Below are 22,173 nucleotides of genomic sequence, written 5' to 3'. Positions count from 1 at the left end.
TCTTTATGTAATAATACCAACTAAAATAGACTAATAAAAAAACTTCCCAATCAGAAACTAGGAAGTTTTCAAATATTTTTTTAAATTATGGAAGCGGATAACCAGCAGTTTGATACAAGTCGTACCATTCCTGATTTGTGAGATGCACTTTGTCAACATCAGCCATCTCTTTAATGTGATTAGGCGACATACTGCCGAGGATTGCTTGAATCCTGGCTGGGTGCTTCAAAATCCAAGCAGTTGCGATACCATTTTTTGTCACACCGTATTTATCGGCCAAAGTCTGAAGTTCATCGTTTAAGGGCTGGAATTTTGGATTATCAATAAAGACACCGGCAAACATCCCATACTGGAATGGCGACCATGCCTGAATTGTCATCTTGTGCAGTCGAGAATAAGTCAGCACATCAAAAGTGCGCACGTGCGTATCAAATTCTGCTTTGCCATTGATATTCATCTGGATGTTTTCAGCAATCATATCAGCATGGCCAAGGCCGAATTGCAATTGATTAACCTCCAAGCGTTGACTCAATGCCTGCTGGAGCAGATCAACATCGTAAGGCGTGAAGTTGGAAACACCAAAATGCAGCACTTTGCCAGAAGCTTCCAATTGACTGAAGGCTTCAGCAATTTCACTAGGTTCCATTAATGTATCTGGACGGTGCAGCAGCAGAAAATCGACATGATCCGTCTGAAGGCGCTGCAATTCGATATCGACAGCAGAGATCAAATGATCACGAGAAAAGTCATAACGCAGGCCTTTAAAACCATCACCATTAATCTGACCATCTTTTAAGATAATGCCGGCTTTGGTCTGAATAAAGATCTTATCACGGTCAACACCAGCGTCTTTGAGTGCCTGACCAAAAATTGTTGAGGATCGGCCATTACCGTAAATATCGGCTGTGTCAAAATAGTTGATGCCTGCATCAAGCGCAGCCGAAACTGTTTCCACGGCTTGTTTGGCATCACGCTCATTGATGCGCATTACACCTAAAGCGATCTGGCTGGCCTTTAAAGCGGATTGTCCTAGTTCTATTTGTTTCATTAAAATACCTCCTAGGCAAAAAAATCGAAGCAAATTGCTCCGACTTAATTTTACTCTGAAATAAGAATTCTATAAAATGCGGCAGTTTAATTGTCACTGCGGGCAAATTTATTTGTCATCAGATTCGAAACAGTGAACAACACTTTATCCAAGAGATCTTCAGTCTCTTTTTTCACCGCATCGCTGGTCTCGTTGTTTGCTGCCGCTAGAGCATCAGTCAAGGCCTGGCCAGTCTTATTAACAGCTGCTTTGTCGGCATCCAGAAGATTCTCGTGCCCCAAACTTAATGTCAGTTCCTGGTAACGCTCCAAATCAGCAACGACATCATGGTAATGCGGATCAGCCAAAGCTGCGATAATCCGGTTGGCCCAGTAAAAATTCTCAGAACTCACACGTGCAGTCGTATTTTTTACATAATCCGGCGTATCTTCGACGTTCGTATAGAAAGGAATTAAAGTGTTAAAAGCCATTGATCCATAAGCCAGCCACTGAACAGCCCGATTGCCTTCAGGCTGATCCGGACGGATCTGCAAAACGGACAATTCGCTGGTGCGGTTAATCCCGATTGGACGGAAAAGATGCTTTTGGGCTTCAGTTCCCGTTGTACCATAAGGATCATAAGGTGTGTCTTGATAATGACTTGACAACACGTATTTCACATCTTCAATCGTAATCTTGCGAAAAGGCTTTTGAGCAAAGGGAATATTGTCGCTCATGGGCTCCTGATCAATATTTGGTGTCAAAAACTTCTGGATAAACCAGGCACGCGGCGTGTTGTAATGGTGATCAATATCAGCATGCGAACCAAAAGTCAGACGGCTGTTAACTTTACCATCCAAAGACAAATTCAAATGGTTGTCTTCAATAAATTTTGGCAGATCATCTGAATACATAAAATTATCAGGATCATCAAAATCCACGTCCTGAATACCTAACTGGTTAGGAACCGTCACATAATGATCGTCGGGAACACGCTGTGCCAGCCAGTGATGGCCGCCAATCGTCTCCAAAAACCAAATATCATTAACATCAGAAAAAGCGATGCCGTTGCGTTCATAAGTACCATATTTCTCTAAGAGCGCACCTAAACGCTGAACGCCTTCTTTAGCAGAATGAATATAAGGCAGCACAATTGTCAACAGGTCTTCTTCGCCAATACCGCCGGCCACCATTGGATCAGCACCCAGTACACGTTCGTTAGTTGTAATCGTCTCTGTTGCACTCATCGCAACATTTTCAGAATTAATGCCGGCCTCGCCCCAAATGCCTTCATCTTGGACAGCATTGGGAGTTGCTGTATAGCGCAATGCTTTGTCAGGCAAATCAATCGCCACTTTAGAGATCTTGGAAACATAATGTTTAACTTGGTCTTCAGGCTTAACGACAATAAATTTTTTAGCCTCAAAGCTGCCATTACCAGAATCTTCTGTTCTCGCAACGATTGTTGACCCATCATAACTGGCCTTTTTGCCGACCAAAATCGTCGTACAGGAAGTTCCTAAAAATTGATCTTTCATGTTAAATTCTCCTTATTATTTAGCATACAAAAAAAGCCGCCAAGCGGCTGAGACTTTTTACTTGAGTCCGTATTTTTTATTGAACTTGTCAACCGCGCCATCAGCTTGGTTAACTTTTTGCTTCCCAGTATAGAAAGGATGCGAATCAGATGATACTTCAACACGAACCATTGGATAGGTCTGGCCTTCGTAATCAACTTCGCCCTGAGCTTTAGCGGTCGAACCTGCCAAGAACTTAGCACCAGTCGTCGAATCGACAAAAACGACTGGACGGTAATCTGGATGAATATCTGCTTTCATATTTTTCTCCTTAGTGCCCTTTAGCTCAAGCTAAAGAGTCAGTCATAACCCTAATATAATAACAGCTCAACTCACGTATTTCAAGCCAGAAGACCCTTAGGGCATCAAACTAGGCAAATCCACATCCAAAACTTCAACAGATGCACCTAAATTGGTCAACTTCTGCTGGATCTGTTCGTAACCGCGTAGGATATGGTCAGCATGGTCAATGACTGTCTGGCCATCAGCCATCAGCCCAGCAATCACTAAAGCTGCACCAGCTCTGATCTCAGCGGCTTGCACATCTGTCCCAATTAGGCGAGGCGATTCATTGATCTGAATCACACCGCCTTCCAGAGAGGAAATATCCCCGCCCATGCGTCGTAATTCAACTACATGACGGATTCGCTGCGGATAAATCGTATCAATAATTGTCGAGCGGCCATCAGCCTTCATCAATAACGGACTGATTGGCTGCTGAAGGTCAGTCGCAAAACCAGGAAAGGGCGCCGTCGTGATGATTACCGGTTTTAAATGGCCGGTTGCCGGTACGTAAATCTCATCTTCCGAAATTCTCAAACGCACCCCCATTTCAATTAGCTTAGAGGTAAAAGACTCTAAATGCTCTGGGATCACATTTTTCACGGTAACGCCATCACCCATAGCAGCTGCGGCCGTAATATAGGTCCCGGCTTCAATACGATCGGGAATAATTGTATGTACAGCCGAAGAACGTAGAACAGGAACGCCCGAAATACGAATGGTATCAGTACCAGCACCACGAATATTAGCACCCATATTGTTCAAAAAAGTAGCCAAATCCGTAATTTCGGGTTCGCGAGCCACGTTCTCCAAAATTGTAAGGCCCTTAGCGCGAACCGATGCCATAATTAAATTCATCGTTGCACCGACTGAGACTTTATCAAAAAATATCTCTGCACCATGAAGGCCCTGCGGGCCGGTCGTAATATAAATCGTGTCATTATCTTCACGAACGAGCGCACCCAAAGCTTTAAAACCCTTAATGTGCTGATCAATCGGCCGCGGGCCGATATTATCCCCACCTGGAAAAGTCACTGTAGCTTTGCCAAAACGGCCCAGCAGCGCACCCATAAAATAATAGGAGGCTCTCAAAGATTTGATCGCATTTTTAGGAAGCGGCCCTTCGACAATATGCGTCGGATCAACTTCTAAAAAGCCGTCATGAAAAGTCGACGAAACATTCATGGATTTCAAAATTAATTGAAGATTTTTGACATCCAAAATAGCCGGGACAGTATCAAAACGAACTGGTGTCTCAGCAAGAATCGAAGCCGGAATCAGCGCCACAGTCGAGTTTTTTGCGCCTCCGATTGTGACTTCCCCATGTAGGCGCTTTCCGCCATTAATTAAGATTTTGGTCATTAACTTTAATTTTAGCTTAATTTTTAATAGATTTCAGGCTCACTGACAATGCTCATAAGATAAGGCCGCACGAATAAAGGCAGCATATAGACCCTCAGGCCGTTCTGGACGGCTGAGAAATTCCGGATGATACTGCGCTGCTATAAAGAAATCGTTTTTAGGATACTCAATGATTTCCACGAGTGAATTATCAGGCGAGGTTCCGGAAAAGACCATGCCGGCCGCTTCGAATTGTTGACGGTAATGATTGTTGAATTCGTAACGATGACGATGACGTTCGGAAATTTCAAATACATTGCCGTAGGCGGCAGCTGTTCTGCTTCCTGATTTCAAGACAGCAGTATACGATCCAAGGCGCATCGTACCGCCAATTTTTGTAATTTTTTTCTGGGAATCCATCAAACCGACAACCGGGTAAGCTGTCTCTGGATCCATCTCAGTTGAATTAGCGCCCTTTAGACCGACTGCATCACGCGCAAATTCCACTGATGCCATCTGCATGCCAAGACAAACGCCGAGGAAAGGGATGTTGTGTTCCCGGACATATTTGATTGCCGAAATCATGCCCTCGGTGCCGCGATGGCCAAAACCACCAGGCACAATCAAGCCATCAATTTCTTTCAACTGTTCAGCGGCATTACTATCATTGACAGTTTCTGAATTAATACTGATCAATTTTATTTTGGCATCAACAGCATAACCCGCGTGTTTCAACGCTTCATGCACAGAAATATAGGCATCCGGCAAATCCGTATATTTACCGACTAAGGCAATCTTAATTTCTTTAGATAGATGACGAATGCGGTCCACCAACGCCGACCATTGAGTCAAATCGGCTTGCGGCTGATGACCAAGCTGCAGTTTATTCAGCACGACCTGATCCATATGCTGAGCTGCCAAATTTAAAGGCACGGAATATAAAACATCTGAATCAATCGACTGAATAATGGCCTCTGTCGGCACATCCGTGAATTCGGATAATTTCTCCTTCATCGCATCCGTAATGGCCATTTCCGATCTGACAACGATCATATCCGGCTGAATACCCATACCACGCAATTCATGAACCGAATGTTGCGTCGGCTTAGTTTTCAATTCACCAGCAGCACGCAAAAAAGGCACCAGAGAAACATGGATATAAAAGGTGTTAACGGAACCCACTTCCTTTTTCATCTGACGAATGGCTTCAATAAAAGCCATTGATTCGATGTCACCGATTGTGCCGCCGATTTCCGTAATAATAACATCAGCGTTGGATTCTTTGGCACCGCGAAAAATCTTGTCTTTAATTGCATCTGTGACATGGGGGATGACCTGTACAGTCCGACCCATATAATCACCAGTCCGCTCGCGCTCAATCACTTCTTGATAAATTTTTCCGGAAGTCACATTCGAATATTTATTCGTATTAATATCCATGAATCGCTCATAGTGGCCTAAATCCAGATCGGTCTCAACACCATCCTGAGTCACAAAAGTCTCACCGTGCTGGTATGGAGACATCGTTCCAGGATCCGGATTCAAATATGGATCGAACTTTTGTACAGTTACAGTCAACCCGCGAGATTTTAACAAACGGCCGAGGCTCGCTGCAACAATCCCCTTCCCCAGTGACGATACAACACCGCCGGTTACGAAAATATATTTTGTTTGCTTTGCTTCTGCCATAAAATAAAAAAGCTCCTAGCTTATTAGGTTAGGAGCTTGGCTCATTTATTAGAGCGCCCTTATTTACATTACAGATATGCGGGCAAATCGTCAAGCACTTTGCTCAATCTTAAAAGCTTTCAAAAATGATTAAACTTCCTGATCACCATCGCTTAAATCATCAAGATCATTATTATCTTTAATCACGTCTAAGGGCTTATCATCTGTATTTAACGGTAATTCGCCATCATCACTGTCAGAACTATCTGAATCGTCATCATCAGCGTCCTTGCTGTCATCGCTGCTATCATCTTCGGTATCGTCAGTACTATCGTCTTCATCTTCGGTATCGATAACATCATCGTCTTCATCATCGTCAATATCAACGACATCGTCTTCGCTAACAGCCTTCTTGCCACGCTTCTTCTTTGGCTTTTCGTCTTCTTCATCCAAATCTTCATGGATCGATTCATTGATTGAGTCAATAGCAAACCAAGAACGCAAAGCCCACTCATTGTCACCCATGCTGATAAAGGAGCCATCGGCGTTCAAGTCTGTATAAATTTGAACAATCGTCTCATCATCTAACTTGCTGCCGCGGACCTTTTCCAATTCGGCTAGGATATCAACAAACTTGGTCTGCTTGCGTGTTTCATTTAACAGTTCACGAACCAATTCAATGTTGCTTAACTCAGCGATTTGTGTATTTGTATAGTCTTTTACTGCCATTTAGATTCCTTTTCCTGTCTATTCTGCTAATCTATCGTACTAACCGTTGGTACAAATTGCAAGGTTAAATCAAATTTTCCTAAAGAAGCCTCATTTTGGAACAGTTCATACTTAATATGAAGCATACCTTGCCCATCGACCTGATCGAAATCCACACTTGCTGTTTTGACCAGCATATCCATCGCGCCATAATCACTCATATAGGTAGATTTGGCCTGATCCATCATTTCGTCGTAAACCATCACCGTTTTACCATTATGGCCAAAATAGACCGTACGTGTTTTTTCCGGAGCGATCTCCAATCTAACTAGGTCTCCTGCCATATCATAAAGGATCGTATAGGAATGGTCTTCATTAAATAATAATGAACCCTGGGCTTGCTGATGAACGTTTTCTTTATCACCAGCCCGGTCAACATCTGAGGTTATTTCTATATTAATCGGAGTTTTAAATTCTTTTGTCATTACTAAAAATTATACAGTTATTGACCAATTAGTCTAAAATTTAATTAATGACTAGTTTAAAATCTGAAAAAGTCTTTCGTGACCCAATTCTTGGTTTCATTCACGTTGATAATTCCGTGATCCTCGATTTAATTAATTCACACGAAATGCAGCGTCTTCGCCGCATCAAACACCTAGGTGTCGCCAATTTGGTTTTTCATGGCGGTGAACAATCCCGTTTCCAGCATTCTTTGGGTGTTTATGAAATATCTCGCAGAATGATTGACGCGCTGGATCACAATAAACAATTATTTAATGAAAAAAAGTGGGAACATCAAAATGATTTGCTAGTACAGGCAGCCGCCTTACTGCACGATGTCGGCCACGGTGCATACTCGCATACATTTGAGCACCTATTTAATACGGTACACGAGCAATTTACTCAAAAAATTATTACTGATCCCTCTACTGAAGTGAACGCCATTTTGCGGCGTGTGTCCAAGGATTTTCCGGCAAAAGTTGCTGCAGTAATTGGTAAAACCTATCCTGATAAACGCGTCGTCCAGCTAATCAGTTCGCAATTAGATGCTGACCGGATGGACTACCTGCTGAGAGATGCTTACTACACAGGTGCTGAATATGGCCGTTATGATATCGAACGAATCCTGCGCTTGATCCGACCTGTCAAAGATGGCTTTGCCTTTGACATTGCCGGCGTTCACTCAATTGAGGACTATGTCATTTCACGTTATCAAATGTATCTGCAGGTTTATTTCCATCCGGTGTCCCGCGGCATGGAAGTCGTTTTGGAAAATCTGCTGATGCGGGCACAGGAACTATTTGACCAGAATCCCGATAATCCGATTTTCTTCCAATTATTAAAGCCGATATTTTCCTTAAAAAACAAGATCGATGTCCAGGATTATATTGCGTTGGATGACTCTGTTTTCAATACAGCCTTCAATATTTGGCAGAATGCAGACGATCCTGTGCTGGCCGACTTAGCTAAAAGATTCTTGGACCGCAAGCCGCTTAAATCAATGGTATTAAACGCCCAAACCAAACCGCTGCTGGCCGACATCAAACAGAAAATTGTGGCCCTAGGTTTTGATCCAAAATATTATACCGGCGAAAACGATGCAACTGACCTTCCTTATGAAAGCTACTCGCCAAAGACAGGTGAAGAAGGTATTAAATTCGTATACCCTAATGGCGAACAAGCCGAGCTGTCTCAGCTAAGCCCGCTCGTTGCAGCAATCAATGGCAAAGAATCGATTGACCGTCGTTTCTTCTTCCCTAGAGAACTGCTGGCCGACAAAGAAGTGAATGATTTATATCTTAAATACAAGAAAACTTATTAAATGACAAAAGCATCTCCGAGTGATGTTTTTTAGTGTATAGTCGATTTAGCTAGATCTTGTTTATCAGCTATTCACACAAGTGGAGTGACAGATTTTGATAAATAAGGAATAGTTAATTTGAGTTATGATGTCTGTTTAAAACCCGACCGATTTTTTCTGCCGGTTTTTGTGGACTTCATTAAGAGGAGATCCGAACATGAATTTTATTAATAATGAAATAGCCGATTTTAAGGTCAACGCCTATCAGCAAGGCAAGGTTAAAGAGGTAACGAAGAAAAACATTCTTGGCAAATGGTCCATCTTCTTCTTTTACCCAGCTGATTTTTCTTTCGTCTGCCCGACAGAATTAGGAGATCTGCAAGATCATTATGAAGCCTTTAAAAAAGCCAACGCAGAAATCTATTCCGTATCTGAAGACAGTGAATTTGTCCACAAAGCCTGGGCAGAGGCAACCGATACGATCGGAAAAGTCCAGTATCCGATGCTGGCTGATCCCGCTGGCAAATTAGCGCGTTTCTTTGAAGTCTTAGATGAAGATGCTGGCCAAGCTTTTCGCGGCGTTTTCATTATTGACCCTGCAGGCAAGATCAGGTCTTACACAATCAACGACATGGGCATCGGCCGCAATGCAGCGGAAATTCTCAGGACACTAGAAGCTGCGCAGTTCGTTGCTGAACACGGTGATAAAGTCTGCCCGGCAAACTGGCATCCTGGCGAAGATTCAATCACACCAAGCCTTGATTTGGTTGGCAAGATTTAAACAGGACAAACAGTAATGAATCCAAAGCATATTTACGATACGATCATTATTGGTGCCGGCCCAGCGGGTTTAACGGCTGGCATTTATGCCGGCAGAGCCGCCCTGGATACGATGGTCATCGAAAAGGACCAGGTTGGCGGACAAGTCACCACTACCTCAACTGTTTGGAATTATCCAGCTGTGGCCGACATTGACGGTAGTAAATTAATCAGTTTAATGCAAAAACAGATCGATGAATTTCGCGTTCCAATCGTCAAAGATGATATCCAAAGCATGGACTTGAATCAAGAGATCAAGGTTTTGCACGGTCAACAAGATTATTTTGCCCGCAGCGTTATTTTTGCAACTGGTGCCAATCCCAAAAAAGCCGGTTTTGAGGGCGAAGATAAGTACCGAGGCCACGGTGTTGCTTACTGTTCAACTTGTGATGGTGAATTATTCAGCGGTTTGCAAATCTTTGTTGTCGGCGGCGGCTATTCAGCGGCCGAAGAAGCTGACTATCTCAGTCGTTTCGGCCGCCATGTCACAATATTAGTGCGTGGGTCGCAGTTTACCTGTGCTAGCCTGACGGCCCAGCGTGCCATTGGCAATCCAAAAATTGACATTCAATACAATACAGTCTTAAGGAAAGTATCCGGGGATACCTTCTTAAAAGAAGCGGAATTGTTCAATCGAAAAACTGGTCAAAGCACCACTTATCACTTGACTGATGGTGATGAGACTTTTGGTGTGTTCGTTTTTGTCGGTACAAAAGCCAATAGCGAGCAGATCAAAGATGTTTTAGAAACCGATGCCGACGGTTATGTATTGACAAATGCGCGCCTGCAGACTAATTTACCAGGCGTTTTTGCAGCTGGCGACCTCTTGGCAAAGCCGCTTCGCCAGATTGTTACCGCGGCTGCCGATGGTGCTTTAGCTGCCACATCGGCTGAAAATTATGTCATTGAACAAAAAAGACAGCTGGGGATTCCAATCAAAGCGGCTAAAAAGCAGAGGCCCGTCAGTTCGATCACACAACAAGCTACCCTAGATTCTGAAGAAGAAAAAGCACCGCTTGCACCGGCTCATGCAGGGACTTGGTTCCCTGATGAAATCAAAGCACAATTGAAAGCGCTGTTTGCGCGCCTAAATCAAGAAGTAACTCTGTTGGTACTGACAGACGATTCAGCTAAGAGCAGGCAATTACTGAGTTTCACAAAAGAATTAAGTGCATTAGATCCAGCACACCTGTCAGTCCAACAGGAGACAAGCACTGCTACTGCTGATAAACGTTTACCGGCTTTAATTTTATTGGACAACAAAAAACAGGACAGTGGCATTCGTTTTAGCGGGATTCCAACTGGACATGAATTGAATTCAATTGTCCTAGCGATCTATAATTTGGCAGGACCAGGTCAAAGTATTGACACAAAACTAGTTGACCAAATTAAAGCGTTACCGGCTATGCATCTGCAAATAGGTGTGTCTCTGACTTGTCATTTTTGTCCCGATGTCGTGGCGGCCAGTCAAAGAATCGCTGCTCTTAATCCCAAAATAACGGCTGAAATGATTGATTTGCAGCTCTTTCCTGATTTTAGAAAATCCAAAAAAATCATGAGTGTGCCCGCTTTTATGATTAATGAAGGCGATGTTACTTTTGGCAGCCAGACCTTGAATCAAATTATTGATTTATGTCAACAACAAGCATAGAGCATATATTGAATGAATAAAAAACAGTTCCCAATAGAGAACTGTTTTTTTAATACTATCATCAAAACAATTTACCAACGTAATAATGGATGGCAACTGTAATTAATCCGATAACCACGTTTCGGACCACAGCTGCTCTCAAATCCGATTTTCCTAGAATAGCTGACAAACTACCCGTGATGGCGACAGCTAAAGTAGTTGCCAAAATTGTACCAACAAATTTCGCGCCGGCTGGCAAAAAGAACATCGCCGCTAGTGGAAAGATACCGCCTAAGCCTGCACTGAACAAAGAACTAATGGCTGCATCCCATGGATTAACATACTCACCAATTTTAAGCGTATATTTCTCATAGACAACCGAGACAATTTCGTGTTTGGCAATCAGCTCATTGGCGATCTTTTCGGCCGTTATTTGGCTAACACCTCTTTTAACATAGCCAGCTATGATAATACGGCGCGAATAATTCTTATCTGTATTGATCCGCTTCTGCTCGCTGCCAACAACAGCCCTTTCTGTTTCTCTTTGTGCAGACACAGAGGCATATTCGCCGGCAGCCATTGAAAACGCACAGGCAAGCAGATCGGCAAATCCCGCTATCAAGATAATAAAATTATCAGTTGTAGCTGCAGCCGTCGAAAACAAGACGCCAACAACCGTCAAAATACCATCGTTGGATCCTAGAACGCCAGCACGGACAGAATTCATTTTCTGTTCGAGACTTTGTTGATTTTTGTTTTTATTTTTAATTGCAAGGTTGAACATTATCTACCGAATAGCCCTCCAATCAAATACGTTGCCGTCATCGTGAAGAGGCCAGCCACAACATTGCGAGTAATACCATTTTTGACGTTGGCATTACCGATTTTAGCTGCAAAAAAACCGGTCAAAACAAGGGCAATTAAAACACCCGTATACGTGGATGCAATCTTCATGACTTTAGGAACCAGCAGAATCGCCGCCATGGGCAAACAAGCACCCAAGGGAAAACTAATAAAAGAGGCAGCAGCGGCATAATAAGGGCTAATCTGATTGTCCATGCTAAAACCGTGTTTAACGCGAACCGCCGTTTCGATTGGTTTATTTTGCATCATCTCCAAGGCAGCTTGGTGAGCCAAACCGTGGGAAATTTGCTGAGTCTCTAAATCTTGTTCGACAGCCATGATCTGCTGACCCATATTTTCTTTATTTAAAACGCTCTCAAATTGAATAGCCGCATTTTCAGCATCACGCTGTCCATGCACAGATACATATTCCCCGGCAGCCATTGAAATCATACCGGCAAGTGTACCGGCAAAACCGGCGATTAAAATTGCCCAATTGCTGTTGGTACGTTCGCTGGTCGCAGCGAAAACACCGAGCACAATACCTGCTACTGAGATAATGCCATCATTAGCACCCATGACACTCGCACGAATAACATTAATTTTTTCAGCTAAGTTCATGTTAAAGTCCCATCTAGTTTATAAAAAAACGGATTCAAAGATCCATTTTCGCGCTTTCAAATTTTTTGTTTTTTATCGAATAATGAGCACAGAAATCGGTGAGTACTTAGCCATATAGGCAGCTTGAGAACCAAAATACTTGCTGATTCCCCTCTTTGACAAAGAGCCGATAACAAGCAGATCAGCATTGGCAGCTGGAATCACGTTCTTGACAATAGTTTCACCTGCATCGCCTTCATCAACGATCATTTCCACTTTTTTAACGCCGCCTGCCACAGCAATATCGCGATATTGTTTAAGATGCTCTTCCAATTCATCACGCTCGCCATGCACATAATCCTTTGTTAAAGCTTGGTACACATTCATTTCATCGTTTTCCAAAATCGATGTAATGATCAAGACAGCGCCGTCCTTAGCAGCTCTTCGTACAGCATACTGGAAAGCTAATTGAGCGTCCGCTGAGTCATCAACACCAACCAGAATCCGGTTAAAAACCTTGTCCACTGGTTTTTCAGACATTTTTACATCATCCTTTCTGAGACAATTTCCTACTCCTAGGTCATATTATATCCGTGTATCATCACGGAAATAATAATCTAATTTTCGCTTGAAGAGATTAATTTATTATTCAGCGCTAACTTCTGCTGCAGGATGTTCAAGACGATAGCGCCTGTTGCCCTTCATGATTTCATAAATAGTCCATGCCAGCAAAGCTAAGATAGCAACAATCAGCACCCAAGCGATGATATTTGCTAATGTTAATTCACTTTTAGAGGCATTATCACCAAAGAAAGCAGCAATCTGGCCATCATTGCCAGGCAAATTCAGCAGGTTCAAGAAAGTCAAACTTACAACAGAAATCCAACCAAGAACTTTGACCCACGCTGCGTTCCTAAAACGCGTACCCATTTCAATATTGCTATCCGTAAACATTAACAAAGGCAGCATTGAGAATGGCAACGCAAAGGCCAAGAAAACTTGTGAGTTATTCATTAACGTGTTCAAAGCCTCATGTTCGGCAATGGCACTTTCACCACTGGTCATTGATACACAGATTAGAACAGGAATAACAGAAATTAAACGTGTTACCAAACGACGCAGCCATAGAGGCATCTTCATATGGACGAAGCCTTCCATGATAACCTGACCGGTCAACGTACCGGTAATAGTAGAATTTTGACCAGAAGCAAGCAAAGCCACAGCGAACAAAGTTGATAAAATACCAGTCTTTGCAACACTAATTAAAATACCGTTACTCAGAGTCGAAGTATCAGATAAAGCCTGGAATAAACCAAAGAAAGAAGGATCCTTAACAGCACCAGACTTAAAGACTGCGACACCCATGATTAGCAACAGTGCATTAACAAAGAAAGCAGCTGTTAATTGAATATTAGAATCCCAACTGGAAAAACGAACCGTTCTTGCAACATCTTCTTCATCATTATGATCAATCTTTCTGGTCTGCGAAATAGCTGAATGCAGATACAGATTATGCGGCATAACTGTCGCACCGATAATTCCCAAAGAACCAGTTAATGGTGTTTGGCCACCAATATGTGGTGTGCTGGCAAACGCTTTCGCGCTAGGTACTAGTCCGCCAATAACGTTTGCCCAATTAGGATCTGACAAAGCAACTTGATAAACAAATACAAATAGGATAACTAAAATCAAAGCCACCACAATTGCTTCAATTTTTCTAAATCCGATTTTCGTTAGCAGCAATAGCAGCAGCACATCGAAAACCGTTATAAAGACGGCAATGACTAACGGAATATGAAACAGGAGATACAACGCGATCGCAGCGCCGATAACCTCCGCGATATCGGTCGCCATAATCGCAAGTTCAGTCATAATCCATAAAACAACTCCGAGGGATTTACTGGTCCGAGCACGGATAGCTTGGGCCAAATCCATCTGAGAGACAATACCTAGCTTAGCAGCCATATACTGCAGCAGCATCGCAATCAAGCTGGATAATAGAATCGTTGACATCAGTAAATACTGAAAATTTTGTCCGCCAGTAATCGAAGTCGACCAGTTACCGGGATCCATATAGCCAACCGCAACTAATGCGCCTGGTCCTGAATAAGCAAATAGCGTCCGCCAAAAACCCTTTCCTTTTGGGACTGTAACAGTTCCATTAATTTCTTCCAACGAAGGCCCGTTGGCATAGTGAATCAACCCATGATCCCTATGAGTCCTGCTTTTAGCATTATCACTCACAATCAATACCACCTCTCTATTTTCTGAAAAAGAGACACTTAAAAAAGGCGAAAACAAAAAGAGCTATAAAAATATACTTTTAGTCGAAATGCCTGATTTTCAGCTTACTGTGAGTTATTACTTGTTTATCATATCTGTCAATCCACTGGTATGTGGATAGCTGATAAATAAGAACTAACTCGACTAACACTATACACTAAAATTCGCTTCTCATGACGTTATCAAAGAAAAATCGAGTGAAAAAGGCAATTAAACCAGGCTTTCCCATCAATTTGCGCAAATTCCAAAACTAAATATCCGATTCTATATGTGTTTTCTGCTTAGTCTCTAATTGCAGCGTAACGTGATCAATGGCAAATTTTTTTCGTAGGCCATCTGTGGCTGCATCTAAAATCTCGACATACTGCTGCGGATCCTCACATTGCAAATGTGCTGATAAAGCGATTTCGGTTGTCGATAGCGCCCAAATATGCATATCATTTATTTTTTCAATATTTGGAAAACTCAGCAAATATTTTTCGACTTCCTCCTCTTCAATTCCTTCGGGCACGCCATTAGTAATCAAATCAAAAGAATCGTGGAAAATTCTCCAGGATTCACGCAGCACAAAAATAGCAGCCACAATTGACACAATTGGATCAATTACACGCCAGCCGGTCCACACAATTAGCAGGCCAGAAACAACAACACACAAACTAATCAGAGCGTCAGCCAAAAAATGCCAGTAATTAGCTTTTTCATTGAGGTCTTTAGACGCACCAGCTTCAAAAATATAAGCTGTAAAGCCATTTACGAACACACCAATTAAAGCAACAATAGCAACCAGCATACCGTCAATATGATTTTCTGGATGAATAAAACGCAGAAGGGCCTCCCAAATAACAATCGAGAGGCTTGCCACCAAAATTAATGAATTGATGAAGGCTGCTAGGATAGTCGTGTTGTAAAAACCATATGTGTGCCGTTTGGTCGGCTTGCGTTTTAATAAAACGACTGCTACTAAGGCAATTACCAGTCCGAGAACATCACCTAAATTATGAATGGCATCAGTAACCAGTGCCAGAGAATTAGCGAAAGCACCGCACAGGATTTCAAAAATAATAAAAATTAAATTGATCGAAATACCTAACCAGTATTTGTGATCGGAAGACGAATAGTTAAAAGTTTGATGATTATTCATAAATTCATCTTAACGCAAGTGAATTTCTGAAAAGAATTCGGTTGCATCGCCGATGATCTGTTTAATGGGCGCAGTCGTGTTGATATGCTCCATATTAACAGAAATTTTAACTGCAGAATTTTGGGCATAATTGATCAGGCCGGCAAAAGGATAGACTTGAAAACTCGTCCCTACAACCACAAGCAAATCGGCAGCCGCCACCGTGGCAACTGCTTGTTCGACATGCTGCGGCATTTCTTCATAAAAAGTAATATCAGGGCGCAGCAAGGCATGATCAGATTTACGATACATCGATGTCAGATAGTCGGTTACCGGTACAGTTTTATGGTCAATCGGGGCGTACACGCGATACAATGAGCCATGAAATTCAATCACAGTGGGATCCAAACGCGTATGCAGGCCATCAACGTTTTGCGTGATAGTGCGCGCCCTGCCCGATTTTGCAAAAGCAGCCATTTTTTCATGAATAATATTCGGCTTAGCTTGCGGAAAGTACATGTTTTCCTTCATAAAACGATATTGACGCTCCGGTTCGGTCTCAAAACAAGTATGACTTAGCAAATACTCCGGCCGATCCAATTCACTCGTCGTATAAAGGCCGCCTTTACTACGGTAGTCAGGAATACCTGAAGCAGTCGAGACACCTGCGCCGGTCATAAAAACAATATGCTGAGCTTGATCAAACAACTCTTGAATTTCTTTGGTAACGATCAACCTAAGAATCTCCTGAGAAGAGCTTGTTTTTCAATCAACAGGGTTCGTGTCGTCGCATCTGATATTTTAACCAAATCAGAAGCGAGCCTTGCATGCTCCTCTTCATTCTCATTACTTGGCCCAATTTCAAACTGCAAAATCTTCTGCATGTCCTGAATATCCTGACGTACTTCAGCCCAGGCAGGATTGCCTTGAATCAAAGTGTTCAAAGCATCTTGACTGATATATTTAGCCAAATGGACGAAATCATGCTTTAGATTAGGATAATGACGCACAAAAATCGCTAATTCTTTGGCATCCAAATTCATTAATGCCCGGCCAAAACCAATGAATTCCGGTGGCACACCAACCGAATAAAGACTGCCTGTAAAAGTAATCGCACGCGGCATTTTGTAGCCGTCAACCTGGCGGGAATAACCCAGAATACCGACATGCTGACGACGATCGCGTCTTTTAGGAAATGCATCAAACACAGGTTGCAGATCAACAATCAGCTGATCTAGCGTTTCGTGATAATAAACGGCCGATTTTTTAGCCACGTCAATCAAAATCTGCTGTTCTTCTCCGCTCATGGACAAAGGCTTGCTTTCCTGCAGACCAACGCGCAGCTCTTTGATTGCCGCTTGAACCTGGTTAGTCGGATAGTCATAACGAAAAGCCGACTGGACAGTAGCCGTTTTCAAGCCTGGAAATTCCTGCAAATACCTTTTAATCCAAAGTGGCGACAGGCCGCCACGGAAAATAGTTGACCCGGTTCCTGCAATTGGAAAGACAGGCAGATTAATTTCGTCAGAAAAATCAGCCAAACGCGTTAACGCCAGCTTGTTGCCGATAATAGAATTCATAAAACCGTTACTCAAGGCTGAGTCAGAACCAGCTAAGAAAACGCGCAGATACTGCAAAGACTGCCCGAAATGTTTTTCGTACATGCTCAAATAGGTCTTTAATATTTTCGGTGCATTTAATTGTGTTTCAAAGCCTTCAAATAAGGGAATCATGTAGAGCAGATCATTATTATTAGATCCACTTGTAAATTCTTTGGATTTAAAATGCGCCAAACTGGCAAATTTATCTTCGATTTCAATTAACTGATCTGCCGACTGCGCCATGGGTAAAATAGCTTCAAACAAGGGTCTTTGATCAAAAGATAGATCTTTAGCGAAATCTTCGGCTGACAGTATCGTGGCCATGGCCTGCATGAGGCTGTAACCTTTTTCTTCCCATATGTTGGGCAGACGGAAGGTCAAAAATTTGTCGCGCCCTAATTGATTTTTCTTAAAATAGCTATAGTTTTCTGAGTAAAGGCGATCAATTACAGCAGCATCGGCGTGTTTGCCTTCCCAGTCCCACATATATTCATCTGTATCCAGCACAGAAAAATTATTAAAGGCCTCTTTAACCTCGTTGTAAGCCGAAATGAAAGGGCTCTGGCTGTGTTTAAAAAATGGCACTGCGGCGTTATCCGGGTGCTGCGTACCCATTATGTTAGGAATTCTGCGTCCAATTGTTGTCATTTATCTTCTCCTTTTGCGCGTCGCTGCATTTTCATATGTCCCTTTTGAATACCTTCACCGACTAATGCCCTCAAAGCAGCAAGACTTTGGGCAAGCCCGGCGGCCAAAACGATTCTAGCCAGCTCATCTGCAGAATGTACCTGAGTTAGTTTCAGCAACCCAACGGCTACTTTATTTTGTGAGATTGTTCCACCTACTATACCTAATTGAACCGGCATTTTGACACGGCCAATTAATTGATTTTGCGAATTAATGGTCCAAGAAGCTAAAGACTTATAGTTACCATCTATGGCCGCATAGGCGTGCGCACCAGCTTCAAAAGCACGCCAGTCATTACCGCTAGCCAGTACTATTGCCGAGGCGCCGTTAAGAAATCCCTTGTTGTCTGTGGCTGCGCGATGAAAATCAATCGTCGCAAAATGAGACAGTGCAGCGATTTTTTTCATACTAGGCAGATCCAGCCCAGAGGCAACTGCTTTCATTTCAGTCATGCTGGTAGTGGGAAGATTGGAAACAATCGCCGCCAAAACATCCACCTGCCAAGATCGCAATTGTTCTGCTATGGCCTCCACAATCGTATTGACGATATTTGCGCCCATAGCATCTTGCGTATCAATCAGTGCATCAAAAGAAAACGAATTAGCATCCATTTGACGAAAATGCAATTCCTTCAGCCCGCCACCCCGTGCCACAATGGACGGATATACCAATTGTGCTGTCTTTTTCAAATCATCTTTATGTTTTAGATAGACTGCGTCCAGTGTATCAAAATCACCCATCACCAATATTTGACCAAAACGCAGGTGTGTTTGATAAACTGTTTCAATATTTGTCAGAAATCTTGCGCCATTATTGGCAGCGGCAACAACGCTTGGTTCTTCAGTGGCCATTGGAACAAGATAAGTATGTCCGTCAACAACCAACTGACGCAAAAGACCGACTGGCACTGGTAAGTCGGTTAAATAATTCTCAATTACTTTATCGTGAGCTAAATCAGCATGCTGCAAAAATAATTCCTGCAATTTAGGATCTGGAACAGCTTCCTTCAATCTCTGGGAAAAATTTTTTTCGTAGAATTTAGTCATTTTAAACCATCAAAATAGTTAACACCCATCGCTGCCCGGACTTCAGTCATTGTCTTTTCGGCGATCTGGTTTGCGTGATCAGATCCATCTTTTAGCATCTGTAAAACAGCAGGAATATCCTCTTCAAAGCTGGCACGGCGTTCACGGATCGGTTTTAATTCCGATTCCAATACTTCCGTTAAATAGCGCTTTAACTTCATATCTCCGAGTCCGCCTTGTTGATACTGCTCTTTTAAGCTGGCTACTTGTGCTTTATCCGGGTCAAAAATATCCAAATAATTAAAAACCACATTGCCTTCGATATGCCCAGGATCGCTTACTTGGATATGCTGTGGATCTGTGTACATTTGTTTAACTTTAGCCGCTACTGTATCGGCATCATCGGAAAGATAGATGGCGTTACCAAGAGATTTTGACATTTTAGCGTTACCGTCAATACCGGGAATCCGACCCAATCCTTTTGCTGGGAAAACACCTTGAGGCTCTACCAAAATATCAGTGTTATAGGCACTGTTAAAAGCTCGAACAAGTTCTCGTGTTTGTTCCAGCATTGGTTCCTGATCATCCCCAACGGGCACTTTTTTGGCCTTAAAAATCGTAATATCAGCTGCTTGGCTGACTGGATACGTAAAAAAGCCAGCCGGAATTGATTCGCCAAAACCTTTTTGTTCAATTTCAGCCTTCACAGTCGGATTGCGCTGCAAACGCGCAACTGTAACAAGATTCATATAATACTCAGTCAGTTCAAACAAGCCTTTAATTTGAGACTGTACAAACATTGTTGTTTTTTTTGGATCCAAACCAACAGCTAAATAGTCCAAAGCCACTTCTGTCAAACTGCGATGAATTTTTTCAGGATCACGTGCGTTATCCGTGAATGCTTGTGTATCGGCAATCATGACGAAGGGCTCATATTCACCAGAATTCTGCATGGCAACACGGTTTTTTAAAGAACCGACATAGTGTCCGATGTGAAGCTTACCGGTTGGACGGTCACCGGTTAGATAGATTTCTTTTGTCATGTTTTCAATTATAGAATTTTTATCGAAACATTTTAGCCAATAACAGTTTTTCTGCAAACTTATTGTAAATATGCCGCATAAAAATAATCCAGCTAAAGGCCAAAGCCGCCCCTGATACCACGTCTGATAAATAATGGGCTTCCAGATAGATACGTGAGAAACAGACAGTCAAGACGAATAACAATAATATGACTGTCATAACCTTTTTTATTTTTTTAGATACATTCAACAATGGCAGCAAACTAATAATCAAGAATGCAAAGATAACAACGCTGGCAGCATGTCCAGAAGGAAATGCAAAGCTATGATGCATGGTTGTCATTAACGGCCTAGGCCGCATGAAATATATTTTCAAAAGCTGCCAAAATAAGTTTCCTAAGACGGTCGAAAGTACTAACCAAAAAGCCAAAATACGCCGGTGGTTTCCATAAAAAACCAAGGCCAGCAGAATAATAATTGCGGCTGTGATTGTTGGACGGCCGATATCGGAAATGAATTGGAATGCAAATATAAGGTTCCGAGAACGCCTCTCATAGAAAAAAAGAGAAATAGCACGATCCAGACGCGACAATTCAGAACTATGCAATTTAACCGCAATGGCTAGTAAGAAAAAAACAGCCAAAGAAACTGTTCCGAACAAATTAAGCCATCTATTATTTTTAAACTTTAAATTATTGTTTGCCATTTTTTTTGCTTAAAAAACGAAATTTGAATGGTTTTTTAAAAATCAGCCAAGCAGTGAAAAGTGTGATGCCAATACCCCAGGCAAGCCACCAAACAATAGAAGATATCTGGCCGCTCTGGAAATAAGCGTTGCTAGGTGTCCAGGCAGCAAGCGGTAAGGGCAAAATAAAGTCCCACACAGCCAGCAGCACAACAAAACAGAAGAAGGGCTTCTTTAATTTCGGCATACGCACATAACTGCTGTCTGTATCATATGAATATTTTTTATACCAGAAAAAGGCCAAAGCCAACATTAAGAGCGCAATTAATAATTCTACCCAGGAAAATCCGTTGCCATTGGCACTGAATGCATCGTCCACAAAATTAAGAAATGGTTTCATATTTAAATGCCACTGGCGGCTTAATCCTGAACCCAGCATATGGGCCGTGGAAATGAATAGTGCAAGGGCAAACATGCTGACAATCGCTGTATAAATTTTTCCGAAAATTGTGCCAATAAAAGAATCAATCAGCAGGCCAAAACCTGCCAGAGAAAGCCCTAGGGTCAACACAACCAATAGCCCGCTGAACATCGCTCCGTAATCGCTATTAGCGAACGCTGAAGGGACCAAAAAGCCTTTTAACACAAACTCAACCAAGGCATAGAAACAGGATAGCAGGCCCGGAATAACAAACCAGCAAAGTGATTTAGCCAAGGCCAGGTACCGGCCGTCTTTGCTTCGCTGAAGCATATAGGGATTAATCCAGTGAATCTGATCCAGCAAAAAGAAGATGGCACCGATCAAAATTGACAATACAACCGGCCCCGCTCCCATAGGCTGTTTGAATATGAAAGTATGTGTATAAAAACCTTCTTTATTGAAAGGCCCGGAATCTTTAGAAAACCTAGGGGTATCCGGCAAATAAATTTGTTTACTAGTAGGCAGACCAGAAACAACAAAATCTGGGCTATCATCAGAATACTGCACAACATCTTTGCCATTTGAACCATTTGCTGACACATAGTAACGAAGAACCCGATGCCTATATTCTGAAAATGTCTCAGGCAGCGATCTGACCACTTCTTTATAACTAACATTTCTATACGCACTATCAGGTGAGATTGTCAAAATATAAAATGCTAGTTCCGCGTTTTTCGATACATATCTAACTTTGGAATTAGTGACAAAATGAAAGCCTTGAGTATCTGAGAGAATATTAGTCACCTTAGCGGCTTGTTTTCTCTTATTTTTGCTCAGCAGCGTCTGCGCATAATCCCTGATTTCATAATAGTGATGCGCATCAAAATGACTATCAAAAGTGTGTTTAGCTTGATACCAACTGCCAATATTAAACACCATGCTGCTAATCGCAATGATGGTGATAATTGCTAAAAGTGTCCAAATCCAAATTTTGCGCAATTCATAGTAAAGTTTGACTGTTTCTCTCATA

The 22,173-nt window shown here is 42.4% G+C and carries 21 protein-coding genes; 3 read left to right on the top strand and 18 right to left on the bottom strand.

The window, feature by feature from the left end:
- Positions 1–85: 85 nt before the first annotated feature.
- The 7 genes from NRF22_RS08510 to NRF22_RS08480 form a co-directional block, all read right to left on the bottom strand.
- Positions 86–1,048, bottom strand: coding sequence for an aldo/keto reductase (locus NRF22_RS08510; RefSeq protein WP_007745171.1), 963 nt, complete (start codon positions 1,046–1,048; stop codon positions 86–88).
- A gap of 86 nt (positions 1,049–1,134) precedes the next feature.
- The gene (locus NRF22_RS08505; RefSeq protein ID WP_263780080.1) at positions 1,135–2,565 is read right to left on the bottom strand and encodes a C69 family dipeptidase; all 1,431 of its coding nucleotides are present in this window, start codon (positions 2,563–2,565) and stop codon (positions 1,135–1,137) included.
- Between the two features lie 57 nt (positions 2,566–2,622).
- Positions 2,623–2,865, bottom strand: a complete 243-nt coding sequence (locus NRF22_RS08500; RefSeq protein ID WP_007745168.1) for a type B 50S ribosomal protein L31 — start codon at positions 2,863–2,865, stop codon at positions 2,623–2,625.
- A gap of 96 nt (positions 2,866–2,961) precedes the next feature.
- Positions 2,962–4,248 carry a UDP-N-acetylglucosamine 1-carboxyvinyltransferase gene (locus NRF22_RS08495; RefSeq protein WP_007745166.1) on the bottom strand — a complete coding sequence of 429 codons (1,287 nt, stop codon included), beginning with the start codon at positions 4,246–4,248 and terminating at the stop codon, positions 2,962–2,964.
- Positions 4,249–4,287: 39 nt separating this feature from the next.
- Positions 4,288–5,916, bottom strand: a complete 1,629-nt coding sequence (locus tag NRF22_RS08490) for a CTP synthase (protein ID WP_263780079.1) — start codon at positions 5,914–5,916, stop codon at positions 4,288–4,290.
- Between the two features lie 129 nt (positions 5,917–6,045).
- Positions 6,046–6,624, bottom strand: a complete 579-nt coding sequence (rpoE, locus tag NRF22_RS08485; protein ID WP_007745162.1) for a DNA-directed RNA polymerase subunit delta — start codon at positions 6,622–6,624, stop codon at positions 6,046–6,048.
- Positions 6,625–6,650: 26 nt separating this feature from the next.
- The gene (locus NRF22_RS08480) at positions 6,651–7,088 is read right to left on the bottom strand and encodes a DUF1934 domain-containing protein (RefSeq protein WP_007745160.1); all 438 of its coding nucleotides are present in this window, start codon (positions 7,086–7,088) and stop codon (positions 6,651–6,653) included.
- Between the two features lie 47 nt (positions 7,089–7,135).
- On the opposite strand from NRF22_RS08480, the gene NRF22_RS08475 reads away from it, so the two are divergent.
- From NRF22_RS08475 to NRF22_RS08465, 3 genes are all read left to right on the top strand, one after another.
- Positions 7,136–8,428, top strand: coding sequence for an HD domain-containing protein (locus tag NRF22_RS08475; protein WP_007745159.1), 1,293 nt, complete (start codon positions 7,136–7,138; stop codon positions 8,426–8,428).
- Positions 8,429–8,624: 196 nt separating this feature from the next.
- A complete protein-coding gene (gene ahpC / locus NRF22_RS08470) occupies positions 8,625–9,188 on the top strand; it encodes an alkyl hydroperoxide reductase subunit C (RefSeq protein WP_007745157.1) in 564 nt (187 codons plus the stop codon).
- A 15-nt stretch (positions 9,189–9,203) separates the two neighbouring features.
- Entirely contained in the window at positions 9,204–10,877 is a 1,674-nt protein-coding gene (locus tag NRF22_RS08465; protein WP_263780078.1) for an FAD-dependent oxidoreductase, read from the top strand.
- A gap of 61 nt (positions 10,878–10,938) precedes the next feature.
- On the opposite strand, the gene NRF22_RS08460 is transcribed toward NRF22_RS08465, so the two are convergent.
- The 11 genes from NRF22_RS08460 to NRF22_RS08410 form a co-directional block, all read right to left on the bottom strand.
- Positions 10,939–11,640 carry a VIT family protein gene (locus NRF22_RS08460; RefSeq protein WP_412178730.1) on the bottom strand — a complete coding sequence of 234 codons (702 nt, stop codon included), beginning with the start codon at positions 11,638–11,640 and terminating at the stop codon, positions 10,939–10,941.
- The gene (locus tag NRF22_RS08455) at positions 11,640–12,320 is read right to left on the bottom strand and encodes a VIT family protein (RefSeq protein WP_007745151.1); all 681 of its coding nucleotides are present in this window, start codon (positions 12,318–12,320) and stop codon (positions 11,640–11,642) included. Before NRF22_RS08455 ends, NRF22_RS08460 begins: the two co-directional genes overlap by 1 nt.
- Before the next feature lie 72 nt (positions 12,321–12,392).
- Complete coding sequence (locus NRF22_RS08450; RefSeq protein WP_007745149.1) at positions 12,393–12,839, bottom strand: universal stress protein; 447 nt, start codon at positions 12,837–12,839, stop codon at positions 12,393–12,395.
- Positions 12,840–12,944: 105 nt separating this feature from the next.
- Positions 12,945–14,543: an Nramp family divalent metal transporter gene (locus NRF22_RS08445; protein ID WP_028291858.1), complete on the bottom strand. Its 1,599-nt coding sequence runs from the start codon at positions 14,541–14,543 to the stop codon at positions 12,945–12,947.
- Positions 14,544–14,832: 289 nt separating this feature from the next.
- On the bottom strand, positions 14,833–15,723 hold the full coding sequence (locus tag NRF22_RS08440) for a cation diffusion facilitator family transporter (RefSeq protein ID WP_007745147.1): 891 nt from the start codon (positions 15,721–15,723) through the stop codon (positions 14,833–14,835).
- Between the two features lie 9 nt (positions 15,724–15,732).
- Entirely contained in the window at positions 15,733–16,434 is a 702-nt protein-coding gene (locus tag NRF22_RS08435) for an NAD-dependent protein deacylase (protein ID WP_028291857.1), read from the bottom strand.
- Positions 16,434–17,951 (bottom strand): phosphoenolpyruvate carboxylase, encoded by a 1,518-nt coding sequence (gene ppcA / locus NRF22_RS08430; protein ID WP_263780077.1) that lies wholly within the window; start codon positions 17,949–17,951, stop codon positions 16,434–16,436. Before ppcA ends, NRF22_RS08435 begins: the two co-directional genes overlap by 1 nt.
- Positions 17,948–19,036: a hydroxymethylglutaryl-CoA reductase, degradative gene (locus NRF22_RS08425; RefSeq protein WP_007745143.1), complete on the bottom strand. Its 1,089-nt coding sequence runs from the start codon at positions 19,034–19,036 to the stop codon at positions 17,948–17,950. The genes ppcA and NRF22_RS08425 overlap by 4 nt, the downstream gene beginning before the upstream one ends.
- Positions 19,033–20,058 (bottom strand): tryptophan--tRNA ligase, encoded by a 1,026-nt coding sequence (gene trpS, locus NRF22_RS08420; protein WP_263780076.1) that lies wholly within the window; start codon positions 20,056–20,058, stop codon positions 19,033–19,035. Before trpS ends, NRF22_RS08425 begins: the two co-directional genes overlap by 4 nt.
- Before the next feature lie 19 nt (positions 20,059–20,077).
- The gene (locus NRF22_RS08415; RefSeq protein WP_162141370.1) at positions 20,078–20,698 is read right to left on the bottom strand and encodes a phosphatase PAP2 family protein; all 621 of its coding nucleotides are present in this window, start codon (positions 20,696–20,698) and stop codon (positions 20,078–20,080) included.
- 31 nt (positions 20,699–20,729) lie between these two features.
- The gene (locus tag NRF22_RS08410) at positions 20,730–22,172 is read right to left on the bottom strand and encodes a hypothetical protein (protein WP_263780075.1); all 1,443 of its coding nucleotides are present in this window, start codon (positions 22,170–22,172) and stop codon (positions 20,730–20,732) included.
- Position 22,173: the final 1 nt, after the last annotated feature.

Origin of the sequence: Oenococcus kitaharae (genome assembly GCF_025758695.1) — a bacterium.
GTDB lineage: Bacteria > Bacillota > Bacilli > Lactobacillales > Lactobacillaceae > Oenococcus > Oenococcus kitaharae_A.
Note: the sequence above shows the minus strand (reverse complement) of the source record. Positions and strands in the feature narration are given on the sequence as shown.